The organism is Microbacterium wangchenii, assembly GCF_004564355.1.
In the GTDB taxonomy this organism is placed as follows: Bacteria; Actinomycetota; Actinomycetes; order Actinomycetales; family Microbacteriaceae; genus Microbacterium; species Microbacterium wangchenii.
On the sequence record NZ_CP038266.1, the window covers coordinates 1,483,201 to 1,495,728 of the forward strand.

Below are 12,528 nucleotides of genomic sequence, written 5' to 3' on the forward strand. Positions count from 1 at the left end.
CGCGCGGCCCCCACACTCATGATCCCCTTCACCCTCACCCAGCTCACCGACGCCGTCCGCGGCGACCTCCGCCTCAGTGGCTCCGACACCCCCGACACGGTGGTGTCCGGCGCCGTCGACACCGACTCGCGCCTGATCGAACCCGGCGGCATCTTCGTCGCCAAGCCGGGGGAGACCACGGACGGCCATCGCTTCGTGGATGCCGCGCTGCAGCGCGGCGCCGCCGTGGCGCTCGTGGAACGCCCCGTCGACGACGCGATCACCCAGATCGTCGTGCCCGACGCCGTCGGCGCCCTCGCCGATCTCGCGCGGGAGGTCGTCGCACGCGTGCGCGAACGCGGCCACCTGCGGATCGTCGGGATCACCGGGTCCAACGGCAAGACCACGACGAAGAACATGCTCGCCCGCATCCTCGAGGGCGAAGGCGAGACGGTCGCACCGCGCGCGTCGTTCAACAACTCCGTGGGCGCACCGCTGACCATGCTGCGCGTGCGCGAGGACACCCGTTTCCTCGTGAGCGAGTTCGGCGCGAGCGGCCCCGGCGAGATCGCACGGCTGGCCGGACTCGTCACGCCCGATGTGGGCGTCGTGCTGATGGTCGGGATGGCGCACGCCGGCGGATTCGGCGGCATCGAGGCGACCTTCGCCGCCAAGTCAGAGCTCGTCCGCGCCCTCCGCCCCGGCGGGCTGGCCGTGCTCAACGCCGACGATCCGCGTGTGAGCGCCATGGCGCCACTCGCCGCCGAGCGCGACGTCTCGGTGCGCTGGTTCGGCCGCGGGCCCAGCGCGCACGTGCGGGCCACCGACGTCGAGGTGACGGCAGCGGGCACGCGCGCCGACCTCGAGGTCGACGGGGAGGCGATGCCCCTGCACCTGCAGGTGCTCGGCGAGCACCACATCATGAACGCCCTCGCCGCCATCGCCGCCGCCACCGCGCTGGGTGTCGACGCCCGCGACGCCGTGGCGCGCCTGGAGACCCTGGAGATCGCCGAGCGGTGGCGCATGCAGCCGCTGGGGTCGGAGCGGGTCCGCATCCTCAACGACGCCTACAACGCCAGCCCCGACTCGATGGCCGCGGCCCTGCGCACCCTCGCGCAGATCACACGGCCCGGCGAGCGCACCGTCGCGGTGCTGGGCGCCATGAGCGAACTGGGGGAGTACGCGGGCGAGGAGCACGACCGCATCGGCCTGCTCGCGGTGCGCCTGGGCATCCAGCGCATCGTCGTCGTCGGCGCCGAGGCGCGGCGCATGTTCCTGGAGGCCGTGTCGCAGGGCTCGTGGGACGGTGAGGCGGTGTTCTTCCCCGACGCCGACGCCGCGCACGCCTACCTCCTGACCGAGCTCCGCGACGGTGACCGCGTCCTGGTGAAGTCGTCCAACTCCGCCGGCCTGAGGTTCCTCGGCGATCGTCTGGGAGAATCGTTCTCGTGAGATCCCTCCTGACGGCAGCCGCGATCTCGCTGGCCTTCACTCTCTTCCTCACGCCCGTCTTCCTGCGGCTGTTCCGCAAGTGGGGCTGGGGTCAGGTCATCCGCACCCCCGAAGACATCCACAACCCCTCGCACGCCGCCAAGCGCGGCACCCCCACGATGGGCGGGACGATCTTCATCGTCGGCACGATCGTCGGCTATCTCGTCGGGACGTTCACCGGCAACAATCCGCCCACCATCTCCGGCTGGCTCGTGATCTGGATGATGGTCGGATTCGGCACCGTGGGCTTCATCGACGACTTCATGAAGGTGCGCAGCCAGCGCAGTCTCGGGCTCTCGGGCTGGCGCAAGATCGTCGGCCAGGTGATCGTGACGATCCCGTTCGGCATCGTCGCGCTGAACTTCCCCAACCGCGTCAACCAGACCCCGGCGTCGGAGTACATCTCGGTCTTCCGCGACATCCCGCTGCTGTCGCTGTTCGCGCTCGGCCCGATCCTGGGCTGGCTGCTGTACCTCGCGTGGGTCTCCTTCATCGGGGTGGCCGCATCCAACTCCGTCAACGTCACCGACGGGCTGGACGGCCTGGCCGCAGGCTCGGGCATCTTCGTCACCGGCGCGTACAGCCTCATCGCCTTCTGGCAGGTGCAGCAGGTGTGCACCAACGTCGCCGAGGCCGTGCAGCCGGCGTGCTACAACACCCGTGACCCGTTCGATCTCGCGATCGTCTCCGCCGCGTTCGTCGGCGCGCTCGTGGGCTTCCTCTGGTGGAACGCGCCCAAGGCGAAGGTCTTCATGGGCGACTGCGGATCGATGGCCATCGGCGGCGTCATCGCCGCCATGGCGATCCTCACCCGCACGGAACTGCTCCTCGTCCTCGTCGCCGGCGTGTACGTCATCGCGTCCGGCTCGGTCATCCTGCAGCGGGCGTACTTCAAGATCACGCGCGGCAAACGGCTGTTCCTCATGAGTCCGCTCCACCATCACCTCGAGATGCGCGGATGGTCGGAGGTCACGATCGTCGTGCGGATGTGGATCATCGCCGGGATGCTGGCGGTCTCGGGCGTCGGATTCTTCTACGTCGAATGGCTCTCCCGCGCATGAGCACCGCACGCGTGGACACCCTGACCAGCTGGCACGCCGACTGGCGCGGACTGCGGGTCGCCGTGCTCGGGCTGTCGACGACCGGCTTCTCCGTCGCCGACACCCTCGCCGAGCTCGGCGCGGACGTGTACGTCTTCACCGAATCGGCCGACGAGGAGTACGCGCGGCTGCTGCCGGTCATCGGTGCGCGGTTGTGGACCGGTCCGCTGCAGGAGGTGCCGGAGGAGCTCGCGACGTTCGACCCCGAGGTCGTGATCGCCTCGCCCGGCTTCGCGCCGCAGCATCCGGTCATCGCGTGGACGCAGGAGCGCGGCACGCCGCTGTGGGGCGACATCGAACTGGCGTGGCGCGTGCGCGACAAGGTGCTGCGCCCGGACGGATCTCCCGCGGACTGGATGCTGATCACCGGCACCAACGGCAAGACCACGACGACGCGCCTGACCGCCTCCATGCTCGTGGCCGGGGGCCTGCGCGCCGCACCGGTGGGCAACATCGGGGTGCCGGTGCTCGACGCCGTGCGCGACCCCGGCGGCTTCGACGTGCTCGTGGTCGAACTCTCCAGCCACCAGCTGTGGTACCTCGGGCTGGCCGACGTGGCGGGCCCCGACCCGCTGTCGCCGTATGCCGCCGTGTGCCTGAACCTCGCCGACGACCACCTGGAGTGGCACGGTTCCTTCCAGGCCTACCGCGACGCGAAAGCGGTCGTGTACCGCAACACGCGCGTGGCCTGCGTCTATAACAAGGCCGACGTCGCCACGCGCGAGATGGTCGAGGACGCCGATGTGGTCGAGGGGGCCCGCGCGATCGGGTTCGACCTGGGCGTCCCCGGCCCCAGCGACCTCGGCGTCGTCGACGGCATCCTCGTGGACCGCGCGTTCCTGGCCGAGCGGCGCTCGTCGGCCCTCGAGCTGACGACGGTGTCCGAGCTCGCCGCCGAGGGGCTCGGCGCTCCGCACATCGTCTCCAATATCCTCGCCGCCAGCGCCCTGGCCCGCTCGCGCGACGTCGAGCCGGCGGCGATCCGCGCGGCGCTGCGGTCGTTCGCCCTGGACCCGCACCGCATCGAGGTCGTCGCCGTGCACGAGGGTGTCACGTGGATCGACGACTCCAAGGCCACGAACCCGCACGCCGCGGCATCCTCCCTCGCCGCCTATCCCGGCGCGCTGTGGATCGTCGGCGGCATGCTCAAGGGCGTGGACATCGCCCCCCTCGTGGCGGGCCGAGGGGGCGGCGCGAAGGCGGCGATCGTCATCGGAGCCGACCGCACAGAGGTGGTGGGGGCGTTCGCGCGACACGCCCCCGAAGTCCCCGTCTTCGAGGTCGACGCCGCAGAGACTGAGAACGTCATGGCACGGGTCGTCGACCTGGCGCTGGACATCGCCCGCGACGGAGACGTGGTGCTGCTGGCACCGGCGGCGGCGTCCTTCGACCAGTTCTCGTCCTACGCCGACCGCGGCCGGCGCTTCGCCGACGCGGTGAGGGAACGCATCAGCGCAGGAGAGGGGGGTGCACGTGACCACGACGACACCGCCCCCGACCCAGGCGCCTGACCCCGAGGGGCCCTCGCGCCGCGGACTGGCCGCACGCGTCTCGCTCGGCCGCGTGTTCACGCCGGTGCCGAGCGAGTTCCTCCTCATCGCCTCCACCGCGCTGCTCCTGACCGGCTTCGGCCTCGTGATGGTGCTCTCGGCCACCTCCGCCCTCGGCGGGGCGCAGGACCCGTTCGAGCACGTCATCAAGCAGGGGATCTTCGCCGTCCTCGGCATCCCGCTGATGTTCGTCGCGAGCCGGTTCCCGGTGAGCTTCTGGCGCAAGGTCGCGTGGCTCGCCCTCATCGGTGCGACCGCGTTCCAGCTCCTGGTCTTCGTGCCCGGCCTCGGCGTGGAGTCGTACGGAAACCGCAACTGGGTCTCCCTCGGCGGCATCCAGTTCCAGCCGGCGGAGTTCCTCAAGATCGCCCTGGCACTGTGGATGGGCGCGGTGCTGTACCGCAAGCGCACCCTCCTGCGCTCCTGGGCGCACGTGTTCATCCCCGTCGTCCCGGTCGGCGCGCTCGTGATCGCCACGGTCCTCGCCGGCCGCGACCTCGGCACCGCCATGATCCTGTTCCTCGTGGTGCTGGCGGCGCTGTTCTTCTCCGGCGTTCGCCTGCGGATCTTCATCCTGCCGGCGATCCTGGCCGTGGGTGCCGTGCTGACCCTCGCGCTCAGCAGCGAGAACCGCCGTGCGCGCATCTTCAGCTTCCTCAACCCCGACACCGTCGACTGCTACTACGACACGTGCTATCAGTCGCTGCACGCGGTGTGGGGCCTGGCGTCCGGCGGCATCTTCGGGCTGGGGTTGGGCAACTCCAAGGAGAAGTACGACTGGCTCCCCGCCGCCGCGAACGACTACATCTTCGCGATCGTGGGGGAGGAGCTCGGGCTCATCGGCTGTGCCGTCGTGCTGGGCCTGTTCGCGCTGTTCGCCGTGGGGGCCTTCCACATCATCCGCAAGACCGACGACCCGTTCGTGCGCATCGTCTCCGGTGCCATCACGATCTGGATCGTGGGGCAGGCGCTCATCAACATCGGCGTCGTGCTGCGGGTCTTCCCCGTGCTCGGTGTCCCGCTGCCGTTCATGTCGCAGGGCGGCACGAGCCTGCTCTCCGTGCTCCTGGCGTGCGGAGTGCTGCTGTCCTTCGCCCGCACGCTCCCCGTCCGCCAGCGCTGACCGCGCCCTGCGGGAACGCTCAGGCGGCGGCCGTTAGGGTCGGATGGTGACCACCTACCTCCTCGCCGGCGGCGGCACGGCCGGCCACGTCAACCCGCTGCTGGCGGTGGCCGACGGCCTGCGCGAGCGCGATCCCGACGCCGCCGTGTACGTCCTCGGCACGCGCGAGGGCCTGGAGGCCCGGCTCGTCCCGCTGCGCGGATACGAGCTGCTCTTCGTCGACAAGGTCCCGTTCCCGCGCCGCCCCGACCGCGCCGCCGCGACCTTCCCCACCCGCTTCCGCCGCGCCATCGCGCAGGTGCGCGCCCACATCCGCGACCGCGGCGTGGACGTGGTCACCGGCTTCGGCGGCTACGCCTCGGCCCCCGCCTACGTCGCCGCCCGCCGCGCGGGCGTGCCGGTCGTCGTGCACGAGGCCAACGCCAAGCCGGGCCTGGCGAACGTGCTCGGCGCACGCGGTGCCGCCGCGGTGGGCGTCGCCTTCGCGGGCACGCCGCTGCGCGGGGCCCGCGTGGTCGGGATGCCCCTGCGACAGGAGATCGTCGACCTGGATGCCGCCGCATCCCGCTCCGCCGCCGCCGAGCACTTCGGTCTCGACGCGGCGCGTCCGACGCTCCTCGTCTTCGGCGGCTCGCTCGGGGCCGAGCGCCTCAACGCGGCGTTCGGCGCCTCGTGGCAGGACGTGCTGGAGGCCGGATGGCAGCTGCTGCACGTCACCGGCGACCGGTCGGACCTGCCCGACCCCGGCGTGCCCGGCTACGCAGTCGTCCGCTACGTCGACCGGATGGACCTGGCCTACGCCCTCGCCGACGCGATCGTCTCCCGTTCGGGGGCGGCGACGGTGAGCGAGGTCAGCGCGCTGGGGATCCCCGCGGTGTACGTCCCCTACGCCGTCGGCAACGGCGAGCAGCGCCTCAATGCGGCGTCGGCGGTGCGCGCAGGTGCTGCCCGCATCATCCCCGACGCCGAACTCACCCCCGAGCGCGTGCGCGCCGAGGTGGTCCCGCTCCTGCAGGACGCCGGCGCCCTGCAGGCGATGCGGGATGCCGCGGCCTCGGTGGGCACGCGCACCGGTACGCAGAACGTCATCGGCCTGATCGACGAGGCCCTCGCGCGCCGCCGCTGACCCCGCCGGCGTCGGCGTCGGCCGCGTCACCGCCGCCGAAGTCAGGAGAACGGCCGGAATCAGGACGTTTGGGCCCTGATCCGTCCTGATTCCGGCGATTCTCCTGATTCCGGCAAGCGTGCGGACGGCGGATGGCCGCGGGCCAGCGCCTCGGCAGACGCCGCGGCCGCGCCACGGCCGCCCCGCGCGCCGGAGCGGACGCCCAGGTGCGCCGACCTAGGATGATCGGGTCATGATTCGCCCCGACCTGAGCCTGCCCATCCCCGAGCACATCGAGGCCGCCCACTTCATCGGAATCGGCGGCTCCGGCATGTCGGGGCTCGCGCGCATGTTCCTGGACCGCGGCATCCGCGTGTCCGGTTCGGATCGCGCGGACAGCCCGGCGCTGCGCGATCTGGCGGCCCGGGGGGCGACGGTGCACGTGGGGCACGATGCCGCCCACCTCGGCGACGCCGACACCGTCGTGCACACGGGCGCCATCTGGCCGGAGAACCCCGAGTTCGTCACCGCGAAGCAGCGCGGCCTCGCCGTCATCCACCGGTCCCAGGCCCTGCACTGGCTGATCGGCGGGCGACGGCTGGTGGCCGTCGCCGGAGCGCACGGGAAGACCACGTCCACCGGCATGATCGTCACGGCCCTGCGCGGACTGGGTGAGGATCCGACCTTCGTCAACGGCGGCGTCATCGCCGAGTATGGCGTCTCCAGCGCGACCGGCTCCGACGACGTCGTCGTCATCGAGGCCGACGAATCCGACGGCACGTTCCTCCTCTACGACACCTCCATCGCCCTCATCACGAACGTCGACCCCGACCACCTCGACCACTACGGCTCGTTCGACGCGTTCGACGCGGCGTTCGCCCGCTTCGCGGACGGGGCGCGCGAGGCCGTCGTGATCTCCGCCGACGACGCCGGCGCGCAGCGCGTGCGCGAGCGTCTCACCCACCGCCATGTCGTGACGTTCGGGCAGGATGCCGCCGCCGACGTGCGCGTGGAAGACCTCCGCACCGAGGGGCCGGTGTCCTTCACCCTGACCGCCGGCGGCACCTCGGTCCCCGTCCGGCTCCAGGTGCCCGGCGCCCACAACGCGATCAACGCCGCGGGCGCGGTGGCGGTTCTGCTCGCCCTCGGCCACGACCTCGCCGCCGCCGCCGACGCGGTGTCCGGGTTCGGCGGCACGGCCCGCCGGTTCGAGCTGCACGACGTGCGCCGCGGCGTCAGCGTGTACGACGATTACGCGCACCATCCCACCGAGGTCGCCGCGGCGCTGGCGGCTGCCCGCACCGTCGTGGGGGACGGGCGCATCATCGCGCTGCACCAGCCGCACACGTACTCGCGCACGCAGGCGATGTACCGGGAGTTCGCCGAGGTGCTCGAATCCCACGCCGACCACACCGTCGTGCTGGACGTCTACGGCGCGCGGGAGGATCCGGTTCCCGGCGTCACCGGCGCCCTCGTCAGCGAGGCGTTCACCGACCCCCGCCGCGTGCACTTCGTGGCGGACTGGCAGGAGGCGGCCGACTACACCGCCGCCGTCGCACGGCAGGGTGACTACGTCATCACGCTCGGCTGCGGCAACGTGAACCTCATCATCCCCCAGGTGCTCGAGGCCCTCGCGCGCACCGACGAGAACGCCGCGGGATGACCGGGATGCGTCGGCCCCACCCGCTGCCGCCGCCCCCTGCGGAGTCGCGCCCGAGCCGGCCGGCCCTCGAGGACGAGGTCCCAGCGCCGATCATCCCGCTCCTGCCGGGAGAACCGCGGCGCCCGGCGCCCGAGCCGCCGCCGGAACCGACGCCCGGACGCTGGCACCTCCGCGATGTCTGGCGTGCCTCGCGCAACCGCCGGCGCGCGCTGCGGGCAGAGGTCCGCCGGTTCACGGTGCGCCAGCGCCGGCGGCGGATGCTGTGGATCGGTGTCGCGTCATCGGTCGCGCTGCTCGTGCTGGGCACGGTCGGCGCCGCGTACAGCCCGTTGTTCGCCGTGCAGCGCATCGAGGTGGCCGGCACGAGCGCGCTGGATGCCGCCGCCGTCACGGAGGCGCTCGAGGGACAGCTCGGCACGCCACTGCCGCTCGTGGACGACAGCGCCGTGAAGGCCGCGCTCGTGCGGTTCCCGCTGGTGGAGTCGTACACGCTGGAGGCGCGCCCGCCGCACGACCTGGTGGTGCGGATCGTGGAGCGCACGCCCGTCGGCGTCCTGGAATCGCCTGCCGGCTTCACCGTTGTCGACGCCGCCGGTGTCGCCCTCTCCACCACGCCGACGGCCCCGTCGGGGCAGCCGCTGCTGTCGATCACGGGCGGGCTGGATTCGCCGGCCTTCCGCGCCGCCGGCACGGTGATGCGCGCGCTGCCCGAGCCCATCCGGCTCCAGGTCACCGCCGTCTCCGCCTCCACCGCGGACGATGTGACCCTGACCCTGGGCGCGACGAACACGACGGTGGTGTGGGGGAGCGCGGAGAACTCCGCCATGAAGGCGCTCACGCTGGACAAGACGATGCAGGCCCGCCCTCCCGCGCAGACGAGCGTGTACGACGTGTCGTCGCCGACGGCCGTCGTGGTGCGCTGACACGAGTTCGTGAGGGGATGTCGCGACACGCCCGCGCCGTTGCCGCCGGCGCCGCCGCATCCACCTACGTTCAGATCAGGAATTGCATACCGCGCAATTCTTTAACCCTCTAGATGAGGTTTAAAGTTCGGGATATGGAGGCCGGCATGAGCCAGAACCAGAACTACCTCGCCGTGATCAAGGTCGTCGGGGTCGGCGGGGGTGGCGTCAACGCCGTCAACCGCATGATCGAGTTGGGCCTTCGCGGCGTGGAGTTCATCGCGATCAACACCGACGCGCAGGCGCTGCTCATGAGCGACGCCGACGTCAAGCTCGATGTGGGGCGCGAGCTCACGCGAGGACTCGGTGCCGGTGCCGACCCCGAGGTGGGTCGTCGCGCCGCGGAAGACCACGCCGAGGAGATCGAGGAAGCACTCGCGGGCGCCGACATGGTGTTCGTGACGGCGGGCGAGGGTGGTGGCACCGGAACCGGTGGCGCGCCGGTCGTGGCCCGCATCGCCAAGTCGATCGGCGCCCTGACCATCGGTGTCGTGACCAAGCCCTTCTCCTTCGAGGGGCGCCGCCGCCAGAGCCAGGCCGAGGCGGGCGTCGGAAAGCTCAAGGAAGAGGTCGACACCCTCATCGTCGTGCCCAACGATCGCCTCCTGGAGATCAGCGACCGCGGCATCTCGATGATCGAGGCCTTCGCCACCGCCGATCAGGTGCTCCTTGCCGGTGTGCAGGGGATCACCGACCTGATCACCACCCCCGGACTGATCAACCTCGACTTCGCCGACGTCAAGTCGGTCATGCAGGGTGCGGGATCCGCGCTCATGGGCATCGGATCGGCACGTGGTGCCGACCGGGCGATCAAGGCGGCCGAGCTGGCCGTCGAGTCGCCGCTGCTGGAAGCGTCGATCGAAGGCGCGCACGGAGTGCTGCTGTCCATCCAGGGCGGATCGAACCTCGGCATCTTCGAGATCAACGACGCCGCCCAGCTGGTGAAGGAGGCCGCGCACCCCGAGGCCAACATCATCTTCGGAACCGTCATCGACGACACCCTCGGCGACGAGGTGCGCGTCACGGTCATCGCCGCCGGCTTCGACGGTGGCGAGCCCTCGCTGCGCCTGGACGCCGTGGGGGCCGCGCAGCGCCCCGCGACGCCCGTCCTGCCGCCGCTTCCGGTGGAGGACCCGCTCGCCTCGGCGTCGGCGCCCGCATCGGCGGCGGAGGAGAAGCAGGTGGCCCGGGAGTCGGTGCCCGTCGCGGCGCGGATGCCGGAGCCGGCCTACGACTCCGCGTTCGGCGACGACGATCTCGACATCCCCGACTTCCTGAAGTAGGAACCGATCGAACGAGGCGGGCCCGGCATGCCCCGGGCCCGCCTCGTCGTCTGCCGGGAGGGCATATGGACACCGCACTGGCCGAGCGTCTGGCCGCCGTCGACGAGGGGATCGCCGCATCCGCCCGTGCTGCCGGAAGGGACCCGGGCGGCATCACCCGAATCGTGGTGACGAAGTTCCACCCCGCGCGCCTGGTGACCGACCTGTACGACCTGGGCGTGCGCGACGTGGGGGAGAACCGGCAGCAGGAGCTGTCGGCGAAGGCCACCGAGGTGGGCGCGCTGCCCGGCCTGAAGTGGCATTTCATCGGGCAGGCGCAGACGAACAAGGCCCGCGCCATCCGCGCCGTCGCCTCGGCGGTGCACTCGGTCGATCGCGCGCGCCTGGCCGATTCCCTGGATGCGGCGGCGCCCGAGGAGGGCGACCTGCTGGACGTGCTCGTGCAGGTGAACCTCACCGACGACACCGGGCGCGGCGGCGTCGCCCCGGGCGAGGCGGAATCCCTCGCCGCGCATGTCGCCGGCTGCCCGACGCTGCGCCTGCGCGGGGTCATGGCCGTCGCTCCGCTGGACGAGCAGCCCGCCCGTGCCTTCGAGCGCCTGCGCGGGGCTGCAGAGGCCGTGCGGCGCGTCGTGCCCGATGCGGACTGGATCTCGGCCGGAATGACCGGCGATTACCCCGAGGCGGTCGCGATGGGCGCGACACACCTGCGGATCGGCTCGGCAATCACGGGTCCGAGGCCCGTGCGCGGCTAGCCTCGGAACAGACGAGCGAACGGAGGATGCGATGTCGAACCCGCTCAAGAAGACGATGGTGTACCTGGGCCTCGCGGACGAAGAGGAAACCTTCGACGAGCCGGCGACGCAGCCTACGAGCCGCAAGCCACAGGCCGTCGAGAAGGCCGCACCCATCACGCCGATCCATCGGCCCTCGGTGGTGCGACAGCCCACCCCCGGGCCGGTCAGCGAGATCCTGACGGTGCACCCCAAGCAGTACCGCGACGCGCAGGTGATCGCCGAGAGCTTCCGCGAGGGCGTTCCGGTCATCATCAACCTGTCGCAGATGAGCGACGCCGACGCGCGCCGCCTGATCGATTTCGCGAGCGGTCTGTCGATGGGGCTGTACGGCCGGATCGAGCGGGTCACCAGCAAGGTGTTCCTGCTCTCTCCCGAGAACATCGCCGTCTCCGGCGATGGCGCGCTCGCGCAGGCGGACCCCGAGTCCGTCGCGTTCGCTCAGCCGTAACCGATCGTGGAAGTGTTGCGCCTGGTCGCGACGGTCCTCAACGCGCTGCTGTTCCTGTACGTGATCGCGCTGCTGGTGCGGCTCGTGCTGGAGTACATCCCGATGTTCAATCGTTCGTGGCGGCCTCGGGGAGCGGCGCTCGTCGCCGCCGAGGTGGTCTACACCGTGACCGACCCGCCGATCAAGCTGTTCCGTCGCTTCATCCCTCCGCTGCGGGTCGGCCCCGTCGCGATCGACTTCGCCTTCGCACTGACGATGCTGCTGTGCTTCGTGCTGCTGGGCGTCACCCGTTCGCTGGCCGCAGGCTGAACGGCCAGGGGGCTTCGACAGCCTCCGGAGCCGCGGACTATGCTTGCTCGAAGCACGCACGGCCCGCAGCGCCGTCCGAACCGGCCAGCGACCAGCTCTCGAAAGAGGAACCACCATGGCATTGACCCCCGATGACGTCGTCACCAAGCAGTTCCAGCACGTCCGGTTCAAGGAGGGCTTCGACCCCGACGAGGTCGACGACTTCCTCGACGAGATCGTCGTCGAGTGGCGCAAGGCCCTCGCCGAGAACGAGGAACTGAAGGCCAAGCTCGCCGCGTACGAGTCGGGCGAGCAGCCCGCCGCCGCCGAGCAGCCGGCCGCCGAGGCCCCGGCCGAGACGGTGGTGTCGGAGGTTCCCGCCCCCGCTCCCGCCACCTCCGGCGACCCCGCGTCCACCTCCGCCGGCATCATCGAGCTCGCCCAGCGCCTGCATGACGAGCACGTCGCCGAGGGCAAGGCGCAGCGTGACCAGCTCATCTCCGAGGCGCAGTCCCGCGCGGCGGCCATCGTCGCCGAGGCCGAGGCCAAGGGCCGCGACGAGATCGCGCGCCTGGAGAAGGAGCGCGTCGTGCTGGAGGGTCGCATCTCCGAGCTCAACGCGTTCGAGCGCGACTACCGCGCCCAGCTGCGCAGCTACATCGAGGGCAAGCTCCGCGACCTCGACACCACCGCAACGCCGTCCGGATCCACCCCGGTCTCGGCGATCGGTCTCTAGGCC

The 12,528-nt window shown here is 71.4% G+C and carries 12 protein-coding genes; all 12 read left to right on the plus strand.

Annotation, left to right across the window (positions count from 1 at the left end):
* Positions 1 to 18: 18 nt before the first annotated feature.
* The 12 genes from E4K62_RS07000 (at position 19) to E4K62_RS07055 (ending at position 12,525) form a co-directional block, all read left to right on the plus strand.
* A complete protein-coding gene (locus E4K62_RS07000) occupies positions 19 to 1,431 on the plus strand; it encodes a UDP-N-acetylmuramoyl-tripeptide--D-alanyl-D-alanine ligase (protein WP_135065369.1) in 1,413 nt (470 codons plus the stop codon).
* The gene (mraY, locus tag E4K62_RS07005; protein ID WP_135065372.1) at positions 1,428 to 2,531 is read left to right on the plus strand and encodes a phospho-N-acetylmuramoyl-pentapeptide-transferase; all 1,104 of its coding nucleotides are present in this window, start codon (positions 1,428 to 1,430) and stop codon (positions 2,529 to 2,531) included. The genes E4K62_RS07000 and mraY overlap by 4 nt, the downstream gene beginning before the upstream one ends.
* On the plus strand, positions 2,528 to 4,081 hold the full coding sequence (murD, locus tag E4K62_RS07010; protein ID WP_187270365.1) for a UDP-N-acetylmuramoyl-L-alanine--D-glutamate ligase: 1,554 nt from the start codon (positions 2,528 to 2,530) through the stop codon (positions 4,079 to 4,081). Before mraY ends, murD begins: the two co-directional genes overlap by 4 nt.
* Positions 4,044 to 5,243 (plus strand): putative lipid II flippase FtsW, encoded by a 1,200-nt coding sequence (gene ftsW, locus E4K62_RS07015; protein WP_135065378.1) that lies wholly within the window; start codon positions 4,044 to 4,046, stop codon positions 5,241 to 5,243. The genes murD and ftsW overlap by 38 nt, the downstream gene beginning before the upstream one ends.
* Before the next feature lie 46 nt (positions 5,244 to 5,289).
* Positions 5,290 to 6,369, plus strand: a complete 1,080-nt coding sequence (locus E4K62_RS07020) for a UDP-N-acetylglucosamine--N-acetylmuramyl-(pentapeptide) pyrophosphoryl-undecaprenol N-acetylglucosamine transferase (RefSeq protein WP_135065381.1) — start codon at positions 5,290 to 5,292, stop codon at positions 6,367 to 6,369.
* Positions 6,370 to 6,601: 232 nt separating this feature from the next.
* Entirely contained in the window at positions 6,602 to 8,011 is a 1,410-nt protein-coding gene (murC, locus tag E4K62_RS07025; protein ID WP_135065384.1) for a UDP-N-acetylmuramate--L-alanine ligase, read from the plus strand.
* A gap of 5 nt (positions 8,012 to 8,016) precedes the next feature.
* Complete coding sequence (locus E4K62_RS07030) at positions 8,017 to 8,934, plus strand: FtsQ-type POTRA domain-containing protein (protein WP_135065387.1); 918 nt, start codon at positions 8,017 to 8,019, stop codon at positions 8,932 to 8,934.
* Positions 8,935 to 9,080: 146 nt separating this feature from the next.
* Complete coding sequence (gene ftsZ, locus E4K62_RS07035) at positions 9,081 to 10,256, plus strand: cell division protein FtsZ (protein ID WP_135065390.1); 1,176 nt, start codon at positions 9,081 to 9,083, stop codon at positions 10,254 to 10,256.
* 65 nt (positions 10,257 to 10,321) lie between these two features.
* A complete protein-coding gene (locus tag E4K62_RS07040) occupies positions 10,322 to 11,011 on the plus strand; it encodes a YggS family pyridoxal phosphate-dependent enzyme (protein ID WP_135065393.1) in 690 nt (229 codons plus the stop codon).
* Between the two features lie 31 nt (positions 11,012 to 11,042).
* Positions 11,043 to 11,501: a cell division protein SepF gene (locus E4K62_RS07045; protein WP_135065396.1), complete on the plus strand. Its 459-nt coding sequence runs from the start codon at positions 11,043 to 11,045 to the stop codon at positions 11,499 to 11,501.
* Positions 11,502 to 11,507: 6 nt separating this feature from the next.
* Complete coding sequence (locus E4K62_RS07050) at positions 11,508 to 11,810, plus strand: YggT family protein (protein WP_135065399.1); 303 nt, start codon at positions 11,508 to 11,510, stop codon at positions 11,808 to 11,810.
* 115 nt (positions 11,811 to 11,925) lie between these two features.
* Entirely contained in the window at positions 11,926 to 12,525 is a 600-nt protein-coding gene (locus E4K62_RS07055) for a DivIVA domain-containing protein (protein ID WP_135065402.1), read from the plus strand.
* The last annotated feature ends 3 nt before the right edge of the window (positions 12,526 to 12,528 follow it).